At 73.8% G+C, this 22865-nt stretch carries 16 protein-coding genes; 13 read left to right on the top strand and 3 right to left on the bottom strand.

Annotated elements, in window-relative coordinates; translation table 11 throughout:
• The first annotated feature begins 4279 nt into the window (after window positions 1-4279).
• Window positions 4280-5929: a class I adenylate-forming enzyme family protein gene (locus tag CG736_RS30500; protein ID WP_100589360.1), complete on the top strand. Its 1650-nt coding sequence runs from the start codon at window positions 4280-4282 to the stop codon at window positions 5927-5929.
• Window positions 5930-5981: 52 nt separating this feature from the next.
• On the opposite strand, the gene CG736_RS30495 is transcribed toward CG736_RS30500, so the two are convergent.
• Together CG736_RS30495 and CG736_RS30490 are read right to left on the bottom strand one after the other, a co-directional pair.
• A complete protein-coding gene (locus CG736_RS30495) occupies window positions 5982-7133 on the bottom strand; it encodes a DegT/DnrJ/EryC1/StrS aminotransferase family protein (RefSeq protein WP_100589359.1) in 1152 nt (383 codons plus the stop codon).
• Window positions 7130-8293, bottom strand: coding sequence for a DegT/DnrJ/EryC1/StrS aminotransferase family protein (locus CG736_RS30490; protein ID WP_100589358.1), 1164 nt, complete (start codon window positions 8291-8293; stop codon window positions 7130-7132). Before CG736_RS30490 ends, CG736_RS30495 begins: the two co-directional genes overlap by 4 nt.
• A gap of 376 nt (window positions 8294-8669) precedes the next feature.
• Between CG736_RS30490 and CG736_RS30485 the strand changes: the two genes are divergently transcribed.
• The 6 genes from CG736_RS30485 (at window position 8670) to CG736_RS30460 (ending at window position 14717) form a co-directional block, all read left to right on the top strand.
• The gene (locus CG736_RS30485; RefSeq protein WP_100589357.1) at window positions 8670-9785 is read left to right on the top strand and encodes an oxidoreductase; all 1116 of its coding nucleotides are present in this window, start codon (window positions 8670-8672) and stop codon (window positions 9783-9785) included.
• Window positions 9782-10768 carry a sugar phosphate isomerase/epimerase gene (locus CG736_RS30480; RefSeq protein WP_100589356.1) on the top strand — a complete coding sequence of 329 codons (987 nt, stop codon included), beginning with the start codon at window positions 9782-9784 and terminating at the stop codon, window positions 10766-10768. The genes CG736_RS30485 and CG736_RS30480 overlap by 4 nt, the downstream gene beginning before the upstream one ends.
• Window positions 10765-12105: a M20/M25/M40 family metallo-hydrolase gene (locus CG736_RS30475; protein ID WP_100589355.1), complete on the top strand. Its 1341-nt coding sequence runs from the start codon at window positions 10765-10767 to the stop codon at window positions 12103-12105. The genes CG736_RS30480 and CG736_RS30475 overlap by 4 nt, the downstream gene beginning before the upstream one ends.
• A 91-nt stretch (window positions 12106-12196) precedes the next feature.
• On the top strand, window positions 12197-13336 hold the full coding sequence (locus tag CG736_RS30470) for an Ldh family oxidoreductase (protein ID WP_100589354.1): 1140 nt from the start codon (window positions 12197-12199) through the stop codon (window positions 13334-13336).
• Window positions 13333-14268, top strand: coding sequence for a Gfo/Idh/MocA family protein (locus CG736_RS30465; RefSeq protein ID WP_100589353.1), 936 nt, complete (start codon window positions 13333-13335; stop codon window positions 14266-14268). Before CG736_RS30470 ends, CG736_RS30465 begins: the two co-directional genes overlap by 4 nt.
• Window positions 14265-14717, top strand: a complete 453-nt coding sequence (locus CG736_RS30460) for a hypothetical protein (protein ID WP_100589352.1) — start codon at window positions 14265-14267, stop codon at window positions 14715-14717. Before CG736_RS30465 ends, CG736_RS30460 begins: the two co-directional genes overlap by 4 nt.
• 127 nt (window positions 14718-14844) lie before the next feature.
• Here the strand turns inward: CG736_RS30460 and CG736_RS30455 are convergent, their stop codons facing one another.
• Complete coding sequence (locus CG736_RS30455) at window positions 14845-15384, bottom strand: EF-hand domain-containing protein (protein ID WP_100589351.1); 540 nt, start codon at window positions 15382-15384, stop codon at window positions 14845-14847.
• Window positions 15385-15725: 341 nt separating this feature from the next.
• Here CG736_RS30455 and CG736_RS38740 point away from each other — a divergent pair, with 341 nt between their 5' ends.
• The 6 genes from CG736_RS38740 to CG736_RS30425 all read left to right on the top strand — a co-directional run bounded on the left by CG736_RS38740 (window position 15726) and on the right by CG736_RS30425 (window position 22820).
• Window positions 15726-16256, top strand: a complete 531-nt coding sequence (locus tag CG736_RS38740) for a carboxymuconolactone decarboxylase family protein (RefSeq protein ID WP_304528231.1) — start codon at window positions 15726-15728, stop codon at window positions 16254-16256.
• Between the two features lie 53 nt (window positions 16257-16309).
• Entirely contained in the window at window positions 16310-17260 is a 951-nt protein-coding gene (mmuM, locus tag CG736_RS30445) for a homocysteine S-methyltransferase (RefSeq protein WP_100589350.1), read from the top strand.
• A gap of 91 nt (window positions 17261-17351) precedes the next feature.
• On the top strand, window positions 17352-18512 hold the full coding sequence (locus tag CG736_RS30440) for a serpin family protein (protein ID WP_232734282.1): 1161 nt from the start codon (window positions 17352-17354) through the stop codon (window positions 18510-18512).
• 102 nt (window positions 18513-18614) lie between these two features.
• The gene (locus CG736_RS30435; RefSeq protein WP_043908941.1) at window positions 18615-19379 is read left to right on the top strand and encodes an IclR family transcriptional regulator; all 765 of its coding nucleotides are present in this window, start codon (window positions 18615-18617) and stop codon (window positions 19377-19379) included.
• A 257-nt stretch (window positions 19380-19636) separates the two neighbouring features.
• On the top strand, window positions 19637-21160 hold the full coding sequence (gene glpK, locus CG736_RS30430) for a glycerol kinase GlpK (protein ID WP_100589349.1): 1524 nt from the start codon (window positions 19637-19639) through the stop codon (window positions 21158-21160).
• A gap of 76 nt (window positions 21161-21236) precedes the next feature.
• The gene (locus CG736_RS30425) at window positions 21237-22820 is read left to right on the top strand and encodes a glycerol-3-phosphate dehydrogenase/oxidase (RefSeq protein ID WP_100589348.1); all 1584 of its coding nucleotides are present in this window, start codon (window positions 21237-21239) and stop codon (window positions 22818-22820) included.
• The last annotated feature ends 45 nt before the right edge of the window (window positions 22821-22865 follow it).

Here is a 22865-nt window from a genome sequence, read left to right as displayed (position 1 = left end):
CCCGCCCGGGGAGGGCGTGGCGGACGGACCCGGGCGCAGCGGGACGTGGTCGACGGGGCCCGGTCGGTGGGGAGGCGAGACCCTGCGGTTCGGCGGTTCGGGCGGACGACGGGGCTGTGCGGCGGGTCGGTGTCGGTGGGCGGGTGGTGAGGTGCCCGCACCGAAAGTGGGAGTGGATCGGCATGGCGTCGCTCGCCCCGGGGCGGCGGGCAGGTGGGCGACTGCCGGCTCGGCGTGCCACGGGCTCGGGCGGCATGCCGCTTTGCCAACGGCCTCTTCCCGGGCGGACGGTGGGGCTGGGGCTCGACGTCGGAGGGTGTGCCGTGCGCTGAGGCCGGAGGCGGTGGGTGGCGGACGCGGCGCCGCGAGCGGATTGGCGGTGGCAAGGCCTCGGCGGGGTTGCGGAGTTGATGGGGCCCGCCCGGTCCGGCACTGCCGTGGAGGCAGACCCGGTCGTCGGTGCGGAATCCGCGGACGTACACCCGCCGCTTCATCACCGGGCGTGTGTCGGACCACCCTGCGGCGGGGGCGCCTCTGGCGGCGCTGTATGTCGCCTGCCGATCGGAGGGCGTGCGGTGTGCTGACACCGGAGACGGCGGGCAGCGGACGCAGTGCGGCGGGGACAGCAAAACGTCGACGGGATTGCGGAGCTGATAGGGCTCACTCAGCCTGGCACGACCGTGAAGGCGGACCTGGTCGCCGGTGCCGGACCCACAGTTCGCCACCAGCCCCCCATCGAGCCGGCAAGAAGCGGGAGCCGCGCTGCACGCTGCCTGCCAACCGGAGGGCGTGCAATGCACTGACACCGGAGACGACAGGCGGCGAGCGCAGCGCGGCGGAGGCGGCAAAACGTGGCCGGGGTTGCGGAGCTGATAGGGCTCACTCAGCCTGGCACGACCGTGAAAGCGGATCTGGTCGCCGGTACAGGACCCACGGTTCATCATCAGTCCCCCATCGAGCCGACGGGAGGCGGGAGCGACGCTGCACGCTGCCTGCCAACCGGAGAGCGTGCAATGCACTGACACCGAAGACGACAGGCGACGAGCGCAGCACGGCAATGGCGGCAAGACCCTTGCGGGGTTGCGGAGTCGATGGGGCTCGATCAGTCCGGCACGACCGTGAAAGCGGATCTGGTCGCCGGTACAGGACCCACGGTTCATCATCAGTCCCCCATCGAGCCGACGGGAGGCGGGAGCGACGCTGCACGCTGCCTGCCGACCGGACGACCAGCGATGCACTGACACCGAAGACGACAGGCGACGAGCGCAGCGCGGCGGAGACGGCAAAACGTGGCCGGGGTCGCGAGATTGATGGGACCCGGCAGAAAGGGCACAGCCGCGGAACCGGACCTGGTCGGCACTGCGCGATGCAGAGACGTACACCTGCCGACTCGTGGACCGCCCGGAGGCGGGAGCGGGACTGCGTGCCGCTTGCCGACCGAAGGACGTGCGGTGCGCTGACGCTGGACAGGACGGGCGGCAGAAGCACTGCGGCGATGATGACAAGACCTCGACGGGGCTGCGGAGTTGATGCGGCTCGATCAGTCCGGCGCGACCGTGAAGGCGGACCTGGTCGCCGGTGCGGGACCCACGGTTCATCACCAGTCCCCCATCGAGCCGACGGGAGGCGGGAGCGACGCTGCACGCTGCCTGCCGACCGGAGGACGTGCGATGCACTGACACCGGAGACCACGGGCGACGGGCGCAGTACGGCGGAGACGGCAAAACGTGGCCGGGGTGGCGAGGTTGATGGAGCCCGGCAGAGAGAGCGCAGCCGCCGAAGCGGACCTGGTCGGCACTGCGCGACGCAGAGACGTACACCTGCCGACTCGTCACCGGCTCCACGTCGGACCGCCCGCAGGCGGGAGCGGGGCTGCGTGCCGCCTGCCGACCGAAGGACGTGCGGTGCGCTGACGCTGGAGACGACGGGCGGGCGCAGTGCCGCGGGTGCGGTGGTGGTGACAGGACCTGGTCGAGGTTGCGGAGTTGACGGCGTTCGGCAGGGCGGACATGGCCGTCGCTGCGGGACGCGGAGGCGTACATCTGCACCGCGTCGGGCCGCCGGGTGCCGGGAGCGTTGCTCACAGCCTCCCGGCGCGAATGGGCGGCGCGTCGGCTCTGTGCTGGCCTCGACGAGTGGGCCCGGTGGAGTGGGGCCGCAGCTGCGCGTTCGGGGTGGTTCGCCTCCGGGAGCTCCGGTGGGTCCGCCGCGAAGCGAGTGCGGACGACTCGACGGCTCGGCGGCGGCCGGCTCCTGGAGGGGAGATGGCGCTGGGCAACGACAGCTGTGCCGCGCTCTGACACCCGGGGCCAGGGGCGTCCGGCACAGTGCCGTGACCCCGTCGGCAGCGCGTGGACGGGCCCACGGGGTCTCTTGCGCCTCGGCGATCGAGGTCGGCCGTGCAGCAGGGGAGGCGGGTCGGCGGTGCGGGCCTCAGGGGCGCTCCTCTGATGCGCCACCGCTCTTCTCGCCGAGGCCGGTTGGGAGCAACTCCGGGCACCCGCGCAGGTGTCGCACCGTACCTGCCGGGACGACGGGCGCACCCGGGCGACGCTGCCGCGCCGCATCACTCCCCACGTACAGGGGCTCCCGGCGCAGCAACCGCGACCACGGCACTTCGACGGCCGCAGCCGCCCAGCCGGGTCGAACAGGCCAACGCCACCGGACTCGAACGCCACGTACGCCCGACAGCCGACCGAGCACCGGCTCACCACGGCACCGCACACTGCCCACCAGCGTGAAGGCAGCGACGGAACGGCCTCGACGAAGCCGCGGCACCGAACCGGCCCCGGCAAGTGACAATCGCGGACGTCATGGAACGGATCGACGATCGCGCATGCACACGGGCCGACCAGGAGCACCGGGCGACCAGCCGCGCGACAGCTGCGGCCCCCGGGGCTGGGCGGCCTTCGACTCCTGCCCAGGCGGAACCGGCCGACGCACCGGACCTCGGACATCCTGGACGCCCGATGGCGAGCCGGGCATCGGCAACGAACCGCCCGAGTGGTCACCAGCTGCCGATCCCGGCCCTCGTGGAGCAGGTCGGCGATCGCCCATGCACCCCGACCGGCCGCGCAGCACCTGCGGGCCCTGGGCCTCGGCTACCGCACGACACACTCCTGATGCCCGATCACGCGTCGGCCGTGTGCAGCGCGAACGCTCACCACGGCGCTGCGCGCCGTCCACCAGCGCTGCACCGACATCGGCACAGCCCTCGCCCACCCCCGCTGACAGCTCTGATCGGCGATCGCACATCCACCCTGGCCGGCTAGGAGCACCCGATCACCGGTCGAGCAACAGAACCCGGACACCACGTACGCCCGACAGTCGAGCAGGCATTGAACAGTCCGGATCCGTGTCGCCAACCGGCATGAGGACAACGACGAGCATCCCCCAGCGGGACTGTCTCCGACCTCGCTGCGGGGCAGGGCGATCGCACGTGCGCCCGGGCCTGCCGAGAACCCCGCGCAGCACCGACAGGCGGCGGGATGTCACGTCGGCATGCGGCTGCGACGCGGGCGGAAGCGTGTCCGGTGGCCGACTCCGGCGACGGTGGGTGTGCCGTGCTCGGGCACCTCGAATGGCGGGCGCAGGGCAGGGGCGCGACGGCAAAGCCATCTGCACCCTGACGGTCCGGGCCCGGCGCGCAGGTGGAGCGGGTTGGGGGCTCCGCGGAGGTGCATCCGACAGCCCACCGGGCGTCCCGTCGCGCACATCGGTCGCAGGGCACAGCAGCTCTCTTCACCAGTCGCCGCCCGCAGGTCAGTTGATGGCTGCGGCAGGCCATCACGGACACGCCACACGCTGCCGGCGACAACCGGCACGCCCGGCCCGCGGAGCGAACACCCCCAGATGCCTCCCACCGCGCGCTGCGGGCTTCGGCGAGGACCGCGGAGCCGCGTTTCGGCGGTGGGCAGGCGCGGTTGGAACCGCATGGCCGCGACGTGGGGGCACCTACCTCGCGGCCGGTGCCGACGCCCCGCCGTACGCGGAATATCTGCGCCGCACAGGACCTGCGGGCTACGCAGTGCCCCGCCGGCGCAGCCTCCACGGACAGGCACGGCCCGGACTGCGTAGACCCGGACTGCGTAGACCCGGGCGCCACGCCGGTTCCGGACACGACGGTGTTTCGAGGCCGGTTGCCCGCGTCCCCCGTCCGGGCACTGCACAGCAGGTGCGGGACGGGCATGCCCGGCAGTGAGGGGCGCCCCTGTGTCGTCGCGGAGATCGTCGGGCCTCACCCGGGGGCGGGGTTTTCAGTGGATGGATCGATCAGTGAATGGGAGTGGTGGTTGTGGACGGTACGTGGGTCTCGGTGGCCGGGGTGGAGTTTCCGGATCAGGTGGGGCGGGGGTTGCGGGAGGAGTGGGTGGCTCGGGGGTGGTGTCCGGGGCGGGGGTTGTACGAGTTGTTCGTGGAGCGGGTGGGGGTCGATGGGGGGCGGGTGGCTGTGGTGGACGACGGGGGTGAGGTGACGTTCGGGGAACTTGCCCGGCGGGTGCGGGGGTTGGCTGCGGGGTTGGCGGCGCGGGGGGTGGGGCCGGGGTCGGTGGTGGCGACGAAGGTGCCGGCGGACTGGCGGGCGGTGGCGGTGGATCTGGCGGTGGCGGCGTTGGGGGCGGTGGTGCTGCCGTGTGTGCCGGGGCACGGGCGGCGGGATCTGCTGGCGCTGTTGGGGACGTCGCGGGCGGATGCGGTGGTGACGGTGCCGGAGTGGAAGGCGCTGGTGGACGGGTTGCGGCCCGAACTGCCGTGGCTGCACGAGGTGGTGGTGCTGGGGCCGGAGCCGTGGCCGGAGCGGGCGGGGTGGGAGCCGGTGGCGGTGGATGCGGAGGCGCCGGCGCGGATTCTGGTGTCCTCGGGGTCGGAGTCCGCACCGAAGCTGATCGCGTACTCGCACAATGCGTTGGCGGGGGGCCGGGGGCGGTACGTGGAGCGGGCGTTGGGGACTGCGGACGGGACGCCGCCGCGGGTGTTGCTGTTGGTGCATCCGGCGACGGCGTACGGCTCGTTGGCTGTGGTGTCGTTGCTGCGGTGCGGGGCGACGGTGGTGTTGCGGGAGCGGTTCGACCCGGCGGACGCGCTGGCTGCGGTGGGGCGCTGGCGGCCGACGCACCTGGCGGCGGTGCCGACGATGCTGCGTCGCCTGGCGGATCGATCGCCCTCTCCGGGTGAGGACTTGTCGTCCTTGCAGGCGGTGGTGTCGAGCTCCGCGATGCTGTCGTCGGCGGTGCTGGGGGCGGCGTTGCAGCGGTTCGGACGTCCGGTGGTGAACGTGTACGGAGCCAGTGACGGGGTGAACTGTCATACCCGGTGGACGAGTTCGGATGCCGATGTGCTGCGGGTGGGGCGGCCGGATCCGGCGGTGGCGGAGTTCCGGGTGTGCGGGCCGGACGGGCGTCCGGTGCCGGCGGGGGTGGCGGGCGAGTTGCAGGCGCGGGGGCCGATGAGTCCGCTGTGCCACGTCGGGGAGCCGGAGTTGGACGCCCGGCTGCGGGTGGACGGCGGGTGGGTGCGGTCCGGCGATCGGGGGGTGCTGGAGGCGGACGGGTCGCTGCGGGTGGTGGCGCGGATCAAGCAGATGGTGAACCGGGGCGGGGTGTCGATCGGCCTGTCGGAGGTGGAGCGCCTGCTGGAGGGGCACCCGGGGCTGGTGGAGGCGGTGTGCGTGCCGGTGCCGGATCCGGATCTCGGGGAACGGATGTGCGTGTGCGCGGTGCCGAGGGAGCCTGCGGGCGGGCTGGCACTCGTTGAACTCACGGACTATCTGGGCCAGTTGTGCGGTCTGGAGAAGTACAAGTGGCCGGAGCGACTGGTTCTGCTGGACCGGTTGCCGCTGGGTGCGTCCGGGAAGCCGGACCGGTTGGCGCTCACCGAGCTGGCGACGTCCTCGACTCGCGAGCAGGAGACGGCGGTTGTGGTGAGTTGATGCCAGGACGGCGGGGGTCCACCACAGCGGCGAGGTGGTGGACCCCTGCGGTTCAGCTCACCGGCGCGGGTGCGCCGGCGAAGGAGAGCACGGCAGCCGTGATCCGCTCGACCTGGGCGTCCGTCAGGTGGGGGTAGACCGGGAGGGACAGGCACTGGCGGGCGGCTCGTTCGGCGTTCGGCCAGCGGCCGTCGGCGGGGGCGGCGGAGGCGAAGGCGGGCTGGTGGGGCAGCGCGCGGGGGTAGTAGACGTGGCTGTCGACGCCTTGCGCGGCGAGGTGCTTCCGGAGCTGGTCGCGGGGCTCGGCGAGCAGTGAATAGACGTAGTAGCAGCGGCCGTTGGTGCCGGGTGGCGGCGGCGTGATGCCGTGCGCGGCGAGCGGTGCGAACTGTTCGGTGTAGTGGGCGGCGATCTCGGCCCGGCGGGCCAGCCGACGGGCGAGGCCGGGGTGGCGGCGCAGCTGGAACGCGGCGAGGACTTCGTCGAACCGGCTGTTCAGGCCGATCAGGTGGTGCCGGAAGCGGTGCACCCCGTCCTGCCCGTGGTTGCGCAGCATCCTTACGGTGCGGGCGAGTTCGGGGTCGTCGGTGACCACGACGCCGCCCTCGCCGGGGCCGCCGAAGGACTTCACCTGGACGAACGAGAACAGGCCGGCGTCGCCCCAGGTGCCGGCGGGCCGGCCGTCCAGGACGGCGCCCTGGGCGACGGCGGAGTCCTCGACCAGGCGGAGGCCGTGGCGGTCGGCGAGGGCGCGCAGGCGCGGCATGTCGGCCATCACCGAGAACATGTGGGCGGGCATCAACGCCTTGGTGCGGGCGGTGATCAGGGCTTCGGCGGCGTCCGGGTCGATGACCAGGGTGTGCGGGTCGATGTCGGCGAACACGGGGGTGGCGCCGACGCCGAGGACGGTGTTGGCGAGCGGGGCGCAGCCGAACGCGGGGACGATCACCTCGTCGCCGGCGGTGATGCCCATGGCCCGCAGGATCAGGGTGAGCGCGGTGGTGCCGCTGCCGCAGGCGACGACGTCGGCGACTCCGAGGTCGGTGCGCAGCAACTCCTCGAAGCGGGCCGTGCGTTCGCCGAGGATGAAGCGCTGGGCGGGGTCGGTGGCGACCTCGTGGACGACGTCCAGCAGCAGGTCGCGGTCGTCCTCGAAGAGGTCGGGCGGGAAGAACGGGATCGGTGGGGGCGTGGTGGTGGTCATCGGTGCTTTCCGTGCTGGAAGCCGCGGACCAGGTCGCTGACCAGGTCCAGGTCGTGGTCGGCGAGGTCGGGGTAGAGCGGGAGCGCGAGGGCGCGCGAGCAGGCGGCCTCGGCGTTCGGGAACTCACCGGGCCGGTGGCCGAGTTCGGCGAAGCAGGGCTGCAGGTGCAGCGGCGTCGGGTAGTAGGTCTCGGTCTGGACGCCGTGCCGGGCGAGGTGGGCGGCGAGTTCGTCGCGGTGGTCGGACTCGATCAGGTAGACGTACCAGACGGGGTTGGTGGCGGCGGTGCGCGGGACGACGGTGGGCAGGGTCAGGCCGGGGGTGTCGGCCAGGCGCTCGGTGTAGCGGGCGGCGAGCTCGGCCCGGCGGGCGATGCACTGGTCGGCGCGGTCGAGCTTGGCGAGCAGGACGGCGGCCTGGATGTCGTCCATCTTGCTGTTGGTGCCGAGGAGTTCGGTGGGTCGGTTGATGGCGGGGAAGTCGTCGACGGTGGCGCCGGTGCGGCCGTGGTGGCGCATCGCGGCGACGGCGTCGGCGAGGGCGGGGTCGTCGGTGAGGACGGCCCCGGCGTCGCCGATCGCCCCCAGGGTCTTGGTGGGGAAGAACGACAGCACGCCGCCGGCGCCGTGCAGTCCGGCGTGGACGCCGTCCCAGCGCATGCCGAACGCCTCGGCGCTGTCCTCGACCACGGTCAGTCGGTGGCGGGCGGCGAAGTCCAGCAGGGCGTTCAGGTCGGCGAGTTGGTGGAACAGGTGGACCGGCATGACCATGCGGGTGCGCTCGGTGCGGACGGCTTCCGCACTGGCCGGGTCGAGGCTGTAGCTGTGCGGGTCGATGTCGGCGAAGACCGGGCGGCCGCCGGCCAGCGCCACGGCCGTGGCGGACGCGGCGAAGGTGTATGTCGGGACGATCACCTCGTCGCCGGGCTGCAGGCCGGCCGCGCGCAGCAGCAGGACCAGCGCGTCGGTGCCGCTGTTGACGCCGACGACGTGTCGGGCGCCGGTCCAGGCGGCGAGCGCGGCCTCGAGTTCGGCGACCTTGGGGCCGTGCGAGTACTTGCCGCGGTCCATCAGTTCGTCGAGGTGGCGCCGGGTGGTGGGCCAGAGGGATTCGAAGGTCTCGGTCTGGTCGAAGAAGGAGACGCCGGAGGAGGCACCCATGGAACTCTCATCGGATTGTGGGCGGTGACGGACGGGTGGGCCGACCGCAGTCGGAAAACGCTTTCCGATCAGCACTGCAGAGGGAGATTGAAAGCGCTTTCCGGTTGCCCCGTCCGATTCGCGACCGGCGTGCGGGCGCAGGTGAATCTCCGGCGCAGCGGTTCGATGCACCCCGCTGAATCTATGCCGCCGCCACCGCCGTCCACTGCGCCGGATGGTTCGCTTCACTCGTTCGAATGGCTTAATGCGTAAGCGAGTTGACGTTCTGTCAGGTCTGGTCGCAAGTGCTGGTTGAATACCCGGCGACGCGATCCCCGCGAATCGGACGGAAGGACGGCTCGCCATGTCGAACGGACTCGGGACCTTACTGGTCGGAATGGGGCGGGCGGGCAGCGGACTCCATCTGCCGGTGCTGCGCCGGTTGCGCACCGCCGCCGATTCCGGACACCTGTTCGCGCCCGCCCCGATACTCGCGGTCGACCCGCGTCGCCGCCCCGGGGCGGCGGCCGATCTGCGGCCCGTCAGCCTCGCGGAAGCACCCCTGCTGGCCGACCCCGCCGAGACCGTCGTCCACCTGTGCACCCCGCCGACCGAACGGGTCGCCGCGCTGGACACCCTGGGCCGGCTCGGTTACCGGCGCATCCTGCTGGAGAAGCCGTTCGCCGCCGACGCGGCCGGGCTGGACGAGCTGCTCGCGCTGCGCGAGCGCCACGGGCTGGACCTGGTGGTGGTCGCCCAGTGGCTCGGCAGTCGACTGACCGACCGGCTGCGCGCCGCACTGGCGAGCGGCGCGTACGGCCCGCTGCGCACCATCCACGTGGTGCAGCGCAAGCCGCGGTTCTCCCGTTCGCTGGCCGGCGACGGCCACCCCACCGCGTTCGACATCGAGCTGCCGCACTCCCTCGGCCTCTGCCTCTCGCTGGCCGGGCCCGGCCGGGTCACCGGCGCGGGCGGCACCGACATGGTGGTCGGCGGGCAGGTGCTGCCCCGGTTGGGCACCGCCTGGCTCAACCTCCAGCACGAGAGCGGCGCGTGGACCCGGATCCGCTCCGACCTCACCTCCCCCGTCCGCGAGCGCCGGGTCACCCTGGAACTCGCCCACGGCACCCTGATCGGCCACTTCCCCGGCAGCGAGGCCGACGCCTACGCCCGGCTGACCGTCATCGACCACCAGGGCGAGAGCACCGAGCTGCTCCACGACGACTCGCTGAGCACCTTCCTGCACCGCGTCTACGCCTACTTCGCGGCGGGCGGCGCGGCCGGCGGCGCCCACCACCCGCACCCCGACCTGGCGGTCAACTCCCAGGTGGTGCGGCTGCTCGACCAGGCCAAGACGATCGCCGCGCAGGCCCGCGACGCACAGGTCGGCGATGCACCGGCCCACGAGCCGCAGGTCGGCGGCTCTCAGGTCCGCGACACCCAGGCTCGGGATGCCCAGGCTCGGGATGCCCAGGCTCGGGATGCCCAGCGCCGCCCGGCGGCCGCCCGATGACCGGCCCGGCCGCACGGACCGTCGACACCACTCCGCCCGGGGCACCGCTCCGCCGTCGTCGGCTCCGCCCGCCGGGGGACGCACTCGCCGCGATCAGCTTCGGCGGCATCGGCGACGAGGCCGCCCCCGACCTGCCCGGACAGCTCGATGCGCTGAACGAACTCGGCTGGCACGACCTCGAGTTGCGGACAGTCGACGGCAAGTGGATCGCCGAGCTGCCGCTCGACCGGGTCCGCCGGATCGCCGAGACGCTCGCCGCCCGCGGCACCCGGGTGACCGGCCTGGCCTCCCGGATCGGCAACTGGGCGAGCCGGATCACCGACGATCTCGACCGCGACCTGGCGGAGCTCTCCGCTCTCGCCGTCCGCGCCGCGCTGCTGGGCACCGACCGGATCCGGGTCATGTCCTACCCCAACGCGGGCCTGTCGGAGGCGGATTGGCGCCGCCGCGCGCTGGAGCGGCTGACCCGCCTGGCCGAGCTGGCCGGCCGCAGCGGCCTGACCCTGCTGCACGAGAACTGCAGCGGCTGGGCCGGCGCCTGCGCCGAACGCCAACTCGACCTGGTCACCTCGGTGGACAGCCCGGCGCTGCGCCTGCTGTTCGACGCGGGCAACGGCGTCCCGCACGGCTACGACGGGTACCTGATGCTCCGCGAGGTGGTCGACCACGTCGCCCACGTGCACGTCAAGGACGCGGTGGGCGGCGGCAACCGCACCGAGTACGTGCTGCCGGGCACCGGAGTGGCGCGGCTCGCGGAGAGCCTGCGCTTCCTGGTGGACCGGGGCTGGAGCGGCGGCTGGTCGCTGGAGCCCCACCTCGCCACCCGCCCGCACCAGGGCCTGGCGGCGGACGGCACCGCCGTGAGCGGATTCGTCGCCGCCGGAAGGGCGTTGAGCGCGCTGGTGGCGGACGAGATCCTGCCGTTCGCGGCCGGCTGGCACGCGGTGCCGGGCGGCCTGGAACGCAGCGGCGGTGTCGTGTGAGCAGGGAGACCGCGCCCACCGCTGTCGGCGTCGCCCGCACTCCGGCCGCCACGGGGGCCCGACTCCGGTCCGAGGACCGGGAGTTGCTGCTCGACCTGCTGGCCCTGCCGACCGCCGGCCCGCTGGAGACCGGCCCCGGCGCACCGCCCCCGCGGCTCCCCGAGGCGCTCACGGTGTACGCCCGGGCGGCGGAGGCGGTCGGCCTGGCCGAGGTGCATCGCGGCGTACCCCGCGCGGCGGAGCTCGACCGGCCGGACGTGCCGCTCAGCGTGCGCCAACGGGCCGACGAAGCAGGCTTCTTGGCGTGTCAGCCGAGTCTGGTGCTGCGGCTCGGCGCGGAGCTGCCCCGGTCGGCGACGGTGATGTTCAACGTGCACCTGGACACGGTGGCGGGCCTGGAGCCGGTCGGCTTCGACGGGCGGCGGTTCACCGGGCGGGGTGCGATCGACGCCAAGGGCCCGGCGGTGGCGTTGCTGGCGGGGATTCGGGCGGCGGTCGCGGCGGAGCCCCGGGTGGGCACTGCGGTCGGGGTGCTGGTGCAGGCCGTCTCGGGCGAAGAGGGCGGCGCGATGGGCGTGTTCGGCACCCGTCCACTGGTGGAGGCCGGGTACGTGGGCGCGCTGAACGTGTTCTGCGAGCCGACGGGGCTGCGGTATCTGCCCCGGGCCACCGCGGCGGCCACCGCCCGGCTCCGGGTCCGCGGCGAGGACGCGATCGACGACTGTCCGGGCAAGGGCCACAACGCGACGGTGCTGCTCGGCTTCCTCGCCCAGTACCTGGCGCGGGAGTTGGGCGCCGTCCCGGCCCCGCGCGACCCGGTGTGCGTGGCGGGCCTGAGCACCGGTCCGCTGCACAACCGGGTGTACGGAACCGGCGAGCTGCTGCTCAACCTCCCTTATCGGGACGCCCGTTCGGGCCGTCGCGCGGAGCAGACCGTACAGGCGGCGGTCGATGCCGCACTGGCCGCGTTCCGGCGGGAGTTCGCCGGGTTGCCGGAGTTCGTCCGGACGGCCGCCGACTGTGCGCGGATCACCCGGCTGGACTGGCCCAAGCGCGGCCTGCCCGTCCTGGACAACCGGCATCCCGCCTTCGAGGAGCTGCTGTCCCGACAGGCCGGCATCCACCGGTTCCCGGACCACGAGCCGGCGTTCACCTGCGACGCGATCTGGACGGCCGGCCTGCCGGACGCGTTCACCGTGGTGCTCGGCCCGGGCGACCTCGGCGCCAACCGGGCGCACGCGGAGGGCGAGTTCGCCGAGCTCGCCCAACTCGACGGTTTCGCCGCGGCGGTGGCCCGCCTGCTGGCGGCCTTCGCCCGTCACCGGCCGCGCCACTGACCGCGCCGATCCCTCGGCAGGACGGCAGCCGCACGACCGAATCAGCACCACTCGACCACCCGTCGTTCCCACCTCCAGGAGACCGCCGCCCATGAGCACCGTGGCGTCCGCGCCCAGTTCCGCCGCCCGTACCGTTCGCGTCCCGTACGCCGAGCTGCTCCGCTTCACCACCGACGTCTTCGTCGCGCACCGACTGCCGCCGGATCGGGCGCGGTCGGCGGCCGAGGCGCTGTGCTACGGGGACGCGGCGGGGATGGACTCGCACGGGCTGGTGAATCTGTCCCGGCTCTATCTGCCGCTGCTGGCGCAGGGGCGGGCCGATCCGGCGGCCGAGCCGGTGGTGGTGGCCGATCGGGGGGCGGCGGTGCTGGTGGACGCGGGGAACGCGCTCGGACTGTGGCAGGCGGGCGCGGCCATGGAGTTGGCGGCGGACCGGGCGGAGCGGTTCGGCATCGGGCTGGTGTCGGTGCGGCGGGCGACGCACTTCGGGTGTGCCGGGCACCATGCGGCGCGGGTGACGGGGCGCGGCATGGTCGGCCTGCTGGCGTCGAACTGCGGGCGGCAGCGGATCGCCCGTCCGCCGGGTGGCGCGGTCGCGCTGCTGGGCACCAATCCGTGGAGCGTGGCCGCGCCGGCGGGTGAACTGCCGCCGTACGTCCTGGACATGAGTACGACCGCCGTCCCGACGGGGCGGGTGCGGGCGGCCGCGCGGGCGGGGCGGACGATTCCGGCGGGGTGGCTGGCCGACGAGGACGGTCGGCCGGTGACAGACCCGGCCGCGTTCGACCGGGGCGAGGCGCATCTGTTGTGGCTGGGGTCGGGTTCGGGCGCCGAGTTCAAGGGGTTCGGGCTGGGGCTGATGGTGGAGGTGCTGGCGGCGCTGCTGCCCGGCGCGGGGCTCGGTCCGGAGCCGGCGGCGCTGGACGGCGACGGCGGTCCGACCGGCCGGGACGACGACATCGGCCTGTTCGCCCTGGCGATCGCCCCGGCGACGCTTCGCGATCCGGCCCAAGTGGCTGCGGACGCACGGACGTTGTTCGCCACGGTGCTGGACTGTCCGCCCGCCGGCGGCCAGGCCGGGCCGGTCGTCTACCCGGGCTGGCACGAGGCGCGGAGGACGGCCGAGGCGCACCGTGACGGCGTGCCGCTGGCGGCCCCGCTGCTGGTCGAACTGGCAGTATTGGCCGCGCAGTTCGGTGTCCGCCCGGTGGCCGCGGAGGTGGCGCGGTGAGCGGCCTGCGGGTGGGGGTGATCGGTCTCGGGGTGATCTCGCGGTTCTACCTGGCCGCACTGGAGCAGGTCCCGGGGGTGCGGTTGGCGGCGGTCTGCGACCGGGACGCGGAGCTGCTGCGCGAATTCCCCGACGGCGTCAACCGTTTCACGGACCACCGGGCGCTGCTGGCGGCGGGCGGGCTGGACGCCGTGGTGGTGACCGTCCCCAACGACCAGCACCTGCCGATCTGTCGGGACGCGCTGCGGGCGGGGCTGCCGGTGTGCGTGGAGAAGCCGCTGGCGCTGCGGGCCTCGGAGGGCGCGGAGTTGGCGGCCCTGGCGGTGGAGCGCCGGGTGCCGCTGTTCACGGCGTTCCACCGGCGGTACAACACGGCGGTGCGGGAGTTGCGCCGGACGTTGGACGGCGCGGCGCCGGTCCGGTCGGTGACGGCGCGGTACTTCGAGCTGATCGAGGAGCATGTCGGCCGGGACCGCTGGTACTTGGAGCCGGAGCGGTGCGGCGGCGGCTGCGTCGCCGACAACGGCCCGAACGCGTACGACCTGCTGCGGCTGCTGGCCGGGCCGATGAGTCCGGGCTCCGCGGAGGTGCGGCGGGACGGGACCGGGGTGGACCGGTCCGCGGTGCTGGAGCTGTCGGGCGCGGGCGGGGTGCGCGGCCGGATCGAGCTGGACTGGTCGTACCCGGGCGAACTGAAGGACGTCACCGTGGAGTTGGCCGACGGCTCGACGCTGCGGGCGGATCTGCTGTCCGGGCACGACGGGTTCAAGCAGTCGCTGTGGCACGAGTACGTCGGCATCGTCACCGAGTTCGCCGCCCTGCTGGCGGCCGACCCGGTGGCGGGCGACGACGGCCGAGGCCCGGACGGGGTGGATGCGCTGCGGGTGGTCGAGGCGGCGTACCGGGCCGAGCGGGCGGGGGTGCGCGGATGATCCGGCAGCGGAACGCTCCGGCCCAACTGTCGGGCACGGTACGGGAGAACGGGCCGAAGCGGACGGTGACGGGCACCCTGGTGAAGGTGCTGCTGCACAGTCGGACGGAACGCGGGATGAGCCTGGAGCCGTTCGCCAGCCGCTGCGTCCGGGTCGGCGAGGTGCACGAGTTGGTGACCACTGATCAGCGGGACACGGCGCCGGGTGCGCGGATCGACCGGGTGGGGTTCCTCGGCTTCGCGGAGATCGCGGCGGCGGGGGTGCTGGACCGGGGTGACGAGGTGTTCGTCGGGGAGCACCGGGTGGGGACGGTGCTGGGCTTCGACGCCTGCCACTTCCCCAACCACTACAACGTGCTGATCGCGGCCGACCGGCTGCTCACCGGCGAGAAGCTGGGCCTGCGGCCGGAACTTCCGGTGCGGTTCGTCCCGGCGGCCGCGGAGTTCTGAGCGATCGGAGCTGCGGACGCGCGGCGACGGCCTCGCGGCATGCCGAAAGGCCCGGATCGGGGGGCGCCTTCCCCGTTCCGGGCCCGAAGTGCGTCAGGCCGTCACCGGCCTCGCCGCGGTGAGGGGCTCAGCGGCCCAGCAGCGGAACGTCCAGCTCGCCCACGTGGTAGGCGCGGACGGCGTGAACCAGCTCGTCGACGGACAGCTGGCCGTCGCCGTCGGTGTCGATCTGGCGGAACGCTTCGGCGGGCACGACGCCCTCGACGCCGATGGCGTCCAGCCAGGTCTTGAACTCGGCCGGGTTGACCTGGCCGTCGCCGTCCACGTCGACCAGCTCGACCATGGCCTGGATGGTGGGCTTGACGACGCGGCCGAAGCCGGCGCCGCCGTTCTCCAGGACGTGCTCCTCGGCGATGTGGTTGAACTGCTCGGGGGTGAGCGCGCCGTCGTGCTCGTCGATGCCGGCCTTGTCGGCGAAGAAGCTCCACATGCCGAGGTAGGCCTCGGTCAGCTGGCGGCCGGCCGGGGAGGTCGGGGCCTCGCCGAAGGCCTGCAGGATGCGGGTGGCCTCGGCGTTCCAGTCGGCGCGGTCGATCTGGCCGTCGCCGTTCACGTCCCAGAGGTCGAAGCGCTTCTGGGTACGGTCGGCCTGCACGGAACTGGTCATCGGTGTCTCCACGTGAGTCTGTGGCGGGCGGCGGCCGGTCCAGGGACAGGGCCGACGGGGTGTCGCCCGCCGGGGTTCGAATGAGTGGCCATCACACAATCGGTGCGGTCGGCCACGGAACGTCACACTACCGGCGAGACGCGCTCCGGTTCGGCTGCGTACCGCCAACTGGGTGACATACCTCGCGTATTGACCGACCGTCAGGCCGATGGCCGTTGAACTCCAAGGCCTGCGCCACGATTTGGGGACACGGTCAACGGTTTCGAGAGCTATCTCCCGGGTGGGTGATCGCCGCGCGAGTCGACGGCCGCGGGCCCGCACGGGAGCCATAGCCTCGCTCCGTGACCGACACCTCCGCGACCAGGACCGCCGCAGCCGGACCCGACACGATCCGGACCGCCGCAGCCGGGGCGCTCCCGCCGCTTCCGCTGATCGAACTCGCCCCGCAGGCCTTCGCCGCCGTGCACGCGCTGCACGGCTCCGTCGAGCAGGCCGCGGCGGCGGCCGGGCTGGAGCCGCTGCTGCTGGAGCTGGTGCGGCTGCGCTGCTCGCAGCTGAACGGCTGCACGTACTGCGTGGACCTGCACACCTCGGCCGCGCGGAAGGCCGGCGAGTCGGCCGAGCGGCTGGACGGGCTGGCGGCCTGGCGGGAGTCCGGCCCGCTGTTCACGCCCCGCGAGCAGGCCGCCCTGGCGCTCGCGGAGGCGGTCACCCGACTCCCCGACCACGCGGAGGGCGCGCGGGCGCAGCGGGTGGCGCGGGCGGTGCTGTCGGATCCGGAGGCGGCGTTCGTGGCCTGGGCGGCGACGGTGGTGAACGCGTACAACCGGATCGCGGTCACTTCCAGGCCGGTGCCGGCGGCCGGGGGCTGAGGCCCGGGTGCCACGGGTTCGCCGCGCGGCGGGTGGTGCGGCAGGCTGGAGGGATGGCAGCGACGGTCGACGGCTCGAACGCTCCCGGCGCCACCGCGGGCTTCGCGTCCGCGCTGGCAGCCGGTCCGGTGCTGCTGGACGGCGGTCTTTCTACCCAACTGGCGGCGCAGGGCTGCGACTTGTCGGATGCGCTGTGGTCGGCGCGGCTGCTGCTGGACGATCCGGGGCAGGTGGTGGCGGCGCACCGGGCGTTCTTCGCGGCGGGGGCGCAGGTGGCCACCTCGGCGAGCTACCAGGCGAGTCGGGCGGGGTTCGCGGGGCGCGGCGTGGGTGCGGCGACGGCGGACCGACTGCTGGCGTCGAGTGTGGAGTTGGCGCGGCAGGCGGCCGAGGAGGCGTCGGCGGAACCGGGTGACGGGCGGGCGCGCTGGGTGGCGGCGTCGGTGGGGCCGTATGGGGCGGTGTTGGCGGACGGCTCCGAGTACCGGGGCCATTACGGCCTGTCCGCCGCCGAGTTGACCGCTTTCCACCGTCCGCGGCTGGAGGTGTTGGCGGCGGCGGGGCCGGATGTGCTGGCGGTGGAGACGGTGCCGGATCTGCTGGAGGCGTCCGTTCTGGCAGAGTGCGTCCGGGGGTTGGGCGTGCCGGTGTGGTTCTCGTTCGGCGCGGCGGACGGCCGGACCCGGGGCGGGGAGCCGTTGGCGGAGGCGTTCGCGTTGCTGGCGGACGTCCCGGAGGTGGTGGCGGTGGGCGTCAACTGCTGCGCGCCGCAGGAGGTTTCGTCGGCGATGCGGCTGGCGGTGGAGGTCACGGGCCGCCCGGCGGTGGCGTACCCGAACAGCGGCGAGGGCTGGGACGCGACGGCCCGTGACTGGGCGGGTCCGGCCGCCTTCGACGCCGCCGACGCGCCCCGCTGGGTCGCGGCGGGCGCCGGGCTGGTGGGCGGCTGCTGCCGGGTGGGTTCGGGCCGGATCGCGGAGCTGGCGGCGGTGCTCTCCGGGTGACCGTCGGCTTGCTGCGAATCCCGGCGCGGGACGGGAGGATGGGGCGGTGATCGACGGGCGGAGAGGGGTTGCGGTGCAGGCGGTCGGGTTGGTGAACGGTCTCGGGGCGCGCTGGGGGCGGGAGTTGGGGTTCGAGGCCGGGCAGGTGTGGACGGCGGTGGGGGTGTGGCCGCTGTTGGCGATGCTGGCGGCGGGGGCCGACGGGCCGGTGCGGGCCGAGTTGGAGCGGGCGCTGGGGGTGCCGGCCGGAGAAGCCCCGGCGGCGGCCCGGGAGTTGCTGGCGCTGGTGCGGCGGACGCCGGGCTGCGCGGCGGCGCTCGGGCTGTGGACGGCTCAGCAGATCGAGGTGGAGCCCGGCTGGCTGGAACAGTTGGGCCCTTCGCTGTGGGGGCGGTTGACGGGCGGGACCGACACCGACCGGGCGGTGCTGGACCAGTGGGCGAAGGAGCAGACCGGTGGCCTGGTCCAGCGGATGCCGGTGGACCTCGCCGAGGTGCTGCTGGTGCTGGCGTCCGCGGTGACGGTGCGGACCAGGTGGGCGAAGCGGTTCGTGCCGAGCCGCTTCCGGGTGCTCGAAGGGCCGTGGTCGTGGCGGGAGTTCGTGAAGTTGGAGGTGTCGGGCCCGGAGCTGTTCGAGCGGATCTCGGTGTCGGAGACCTCGGCGGGCCCGGTCACGGAGGTCCGGGTGGTCGGGGACGGCGAGGTGGACGTCCATCTGGTGCTGGGCGAGCCGGACGCGGCGCCGGGCGCGGTGGTGGCGGCCGGGTTCGAGCTGGTGTCGGGCGAGTCGTGGCGGATGCCGTTGGAGGGGCTGCCGGACGGGGAGTCCTGGCCGGGGCTGACGTTGGAGTCGGTGGACTCGGCCGTGCCGGGGAACACCGGCACGCTGTGGACGGCGGGTTTCGCCGTCCGCGCCGAGCACGACCTGCTGGCGGCCGCCGAGCTGTTCGGGCTGCGGACGGCGACGGCGCACGAGGACTGGTTCCGGGGCATCAGCCGGAGCCTTCCGTTGAAGGTCTCGGGCGCGCGGCAGGCGGCGGTGGCGGAGTTCTCGGCGGAGGGCTTCAAGGGCGGCGCGGTGACGGCGGTGTCGATGCGAAGGGGCGGCGCGATGCCCGCCCCGAAGCGGTTCCGGGTGCGCCGGGCGGCGGCGCAGTTCGACCGGCCGTTCGCGTTCCTGGCGGTGCACCGCGCCTCGGGCCTGGTGCTGCTGGCGGGCTGGGTGGCGGAGCCGGCCGCGGCGACGGCCTGATCGTCCGGTGCCGGGCGTCCGGGTGGTGGCGGCGGGGTAGTACGGTCGGAGCACGGTAGGTGGGGTCGGCATGGCCGACCGGTGGTCAGTGGAGGTGGGCCGGTGCCCGGTGCGATCCAGTCGCTGTCGCGGGCGGCCGCGATCCTGCGCCTGTTGGCGGGCGGGGAGCGGCGGCTCGGCCTGTCGGAGGTGGCGACGGGGCTGGGGCTGGCGAAGGGCACGGCGCACGGCATCCTGCGCACCCTGCAGCAGGAGGGCTTCGTCGAGCAGGACCCGGACAGCGGCAAGTACCAGCTGGGCGCGGAGCTGCTGCGGCTCGGCCAGAGCTACCTGGACGTGCACGAGCTGCGGGCCCGGGCGCTGGTGTGGGCGGACGACCTGGCGCGGGCGGCCGGCGAGACGGTGTACCTGGGGGTGCTGCACCAGCGGGGGGTGCTGGTGGTGCACCACGTGTTCCGGCCGGACGACTCGCGGCAGGTGCTGGAGGTCGGTTCGATGCAGCCGCTGCACGCGACGGCGCTGGGCAAGGTGCTGCTGGCGTACGACCCGGTGGCGCGCGGCGAGCTGGGCGACGGGCCGTGGGAGGCGTTCACGCCGCGGACGGTGACCGAGCCGGCGGCGCTGGACGCGCAGTGCGCGCTGGTGCGGGAGCGGGGCTGGGCGGACGCGGTGGAGGAGACCTGGGAGGGGGTGGCGTCGGTGGCGGCGCTGATCCAGGACCGGCGGCGCAACCCGGTGGGCGCGGTGTGCGTGAGCGGCGCGGTGGAGACGGTGTGCGAGGGCGGTGCGGTGCGGCCGTCGCTGGTGGCGTCGGTGCGGACGGCGGCCCGGGCGATCTCCCGCGACCTCGGGGCGCACCGGTTCTGAGGGGCGCCGTGGGCAGCGGGTGATCGTTCGGCGTCGGTGGGTGGCCGTCGGGGCGTCGCGGGTCACAACGCCTTGACGTCGGGCGTCCGGCTGCTGTTGGCTTCCAAACGTCGGTCGACATTGTCGAACGACGGCTGGAGGGTCCGGGCGTTCCGCGCCGCCCGCCTGGTTTGCCGGACCTGCGCGCACGGGGACTGACGAAGGGTCAGCCCCGCTCCCCTGACGACCCCCTGAGCCGAGCCGAGCCGAGGAACCGCATGACTGCCAGCTACATCGCCGCGATCGACCAGGGCACCACGTCCAGCCGGTGCATCCTGTTCGGGGCGGACGGCCGGATCGTCGCCGTCGAGCAGCAGGAGCATGCGCAGATCTTTCCGCAGCCGGGCTGGGTCGAGCACGACGCGGCGGAGATCTGGACCCGGGTGCAGGCGGTGGTGCGCGGCGCGCTGGACAAGGCGGGGCTGACCCGGGAGGACATCCGGGCGGTCGGCATCACCAACCAGCGCGAGACCACGGTGCTGTGGGACCGGCACACCGGCGAGCCGGTGCACCACGCGATCGTCTGGCAGGACACCCGCACCGAGGCGCTCTGCCGGGAGCTGGGCCGCAACGTCGGCCAGGACCGGTTCCGCCGGGAGACCGGGCTGCCGCTGGCGAGCTACTTCGCCGGGCCGAAGGTCCGCTGGCTGCTGGACAACGTCGAGGGCCTGCGCGAGCGCGCCGAGGCCGGGGACATCCTGTTCGGCACCATGGACACCTGGCTGATCTGGAACCTGACCGGCGGTGTGAACGGCGGCCGGCACGTCACGGACGTCACCAACGCCTCGCGCACGCTGCTGATGAACCTGCACACCTTGGAGTGGGACGAGCGGATCGCCGAGTCGATCGGCGTGCCGACGGCGATGCTGCCGCAGATCCGCTCCTCCGCCGAGGTGTACGGCGAGGCGGTCGGCGTGCTGGCGGGCGTGCCGGTCGCGGCGGCGCTCGGCGACCAGCAGGCCGCGCTGTTCGGCCAGACCTGCTTCGACGTCGGCGAGGCGAAGTCGACGTACGGCACCGGCACGTTCCTGCTGCTGAACACGGGCGAACGGATCGTCAACTCCTACCACGGGCTGCTCACCACGGTCGGCTACCGGATCGGCGACCGGCCGCCGGTCTACGCCCTGGAGGGGTCGATCGCGGTCACCGGCTCGCTGGTGCAGTGGTTGAGGGATCAGCTCGGGATCATTTCCACAGCGGCCGAGATCGAGACCCTGGCGGGCACCGTCGAGGACAACGGCGGCGCGTACTTCGTGCCCGCGTTCTCCGGCCTGTTCGCGCCGTACTGGCGCTCCGACGCGCGCGGCGTGATCACCGGCCTGACCAGGTACGTCACCAAGGGCCACCTGGCGCGGGCGGTGCTGGAGGCGACCGCCTGGCAGACCCGCGAGGTGGTGGACGCCATGCAGAAGGACTCCGGCGTCACGCTGACCGCGCTGAAGGTCGACGGCGGCATGACCTCCAACAACCTGCTGATGCAGAACATCGCGGACGTGCTGAACGTCCCGGTGGAGCGCCCGTACGTCGCCGAGACCACCGCTCTCGGCGCGGCCTACGCGGCCGGCCTGGCGGTCGGCTTCTGGGACGGGCTGGACACCCTGCGCGCCAACTGGCACCGGGCCGCCGAGTGGACGCCCCGGATGGACGACGCGACCCGCGAGCACGAGCACCGCAACTGGCTGAAAGCCGTGGAGCGCACCATGGGCTGGATCGAGCAGGACGACGAGCAGCCGCAACTCTGACACCTCAGTCAGAGTCCGCATTCCCGATCGGAAGGAGACGCGGACCGGCCGCGAAACCGGGCCCGCCGCACACACCATGGCAAGCATCCCGACCCTGGGCGCCGAGCGCGCCGCCGGCCGCGTCGCCTCCCGCGCCGCCACCCGCGACCTGCTCGGCCGGGCCCGCTACGACCTGCTGGTCATCGGCGGCGGCATCCTCGGCACCGCCACCGCCTGGACCGCCGCCCAGGCCGGGCTGAAGGTGGCCATGGTGGACGCCGGGGACTTCGCGAACGCCACCTCCTCCGCGTCCTCGAAGCTGGTCCACGGCGGGCTGCGCTACCTGCAGACCGGCGCGGTCCGGCTGGTCGCCGAGAACCACAAGGAGCGCCGGGCGCTGGCCACCGACGTGGCCCCGCACCTGGTCAACCCGCTGACGTTCTTCGTCCCCGTCTACGAGGGCGGCCCGCACTCGGCGCCCAAGCTCGGCGCGGGCGTGTTCCTGTACTCGGCGCTGTCGGCGTTCCGCGACGGCCTGGGCCGGGTGGTCTCCCCCCGTCAGGCGGCCCGCGCGGTGCCGGGGCTGCGCACCGAGGGCCTGCGCCGTGTCGCGGTGTACGGCGACCACCAGATGAACGACGCCCGGATGGCCGTGATGACGGTCCGCGCGGCGGTCGACGCGGGCGCGGTGGTGCTCAACCACGCCGAGGTGACGGGGCTGCGCTTCACCCGCGGCCGGGTGACCGGCGCGGAGGTCCGCGACCGCCTGGACGGCGCCGAGTTCGGCATCGACGCCCGCCTGGTGCTGAACGCCACCGGCCCGTGGGTGGACCACCTGCGGCGGATGGAGTTCGCGGGCGCCGCGCCGTCGATCCGGCTGTCGAAGGGCGCGCACGTGGTGCTGCGCCGGCAGGCGCCGTGGCGGGCCGCGCTGACCATTCCGATCGACCAGTACCGGGTGTCCTTCGCCATCCCGTGGGAGGACCACGTCCTGCTGGGCACCACCGACGAGGAGTACACCGGCGACCCGCTGGACGTCCGGGCCACCGACGCCGACATCGACCAGATCCTGTCCGAGGCGGGGCACGCGGTGCGCGAGGAGCACCTGCGCCGCGAGGACATCACGTACACGTTCGCGGGTCTGCGGGTGCTGCCGGGCGGTCCGGGGGCGACGGCGGCGGCCAAGCGGGAGACGGTGGTGACCGAGGGCCGGGCCGGGATGCTGTCGGTGGCGGGCGGCAAGTGGACCACCTACCGGCACATCGGCCGGGTGGTGCTGGAGAAGCTGAAGCACGCGCGCGGCGTGGGCCTCGCCGAGGACGTCTCGCCCATCCCGGCGACCGTGCCGCTGCCCGGCATCGGCGCCCCGCAGGCCGTCGCGCACCGCCTGCTGATGGACCGCGAGCCGGGCTCCCGGATGGACCCGCTGGTGGCCCGCCACCTGGCCACCCACTACGGCACCCTGTCGTTCGAGATCGCCCGCATGATCGCCGAGCGGCCCGAGCTGGGCGAGCGGGTGCACCCGGGCGGGCCGGACATCTGGGCGCAGGTGGCGTACGCGGCCGAGCAGGAGTGGGCGTACACGGTGGACGACGTGCTGCGTCGGCGCACCACCCTGACGGTGCGCGGGCTGGACACCGAGGAGGTCCGCAAGCGGACCGCGGAGCTGCTGGCGCGCTGAGGCGTCCGGGGACACGACGACGCCCTCCGGGAGAGAGAAGCGGGA

The sequence above is a fragment of the Kitasatospora sp. CB02891 genome (genome assembly GCF_002803145.1).
Taxonomy (GTDB): Bacteria; Actinomycetota; Actinomycetes; order Streptomycetales; family Streptomycetaceae; genus Kitasatospora; species Kitasatospora griseola.
Note: the sequence above shows the minus strand (reverse complement) of the source record. Positions and strands in the feature narration are given on the sequence as shown.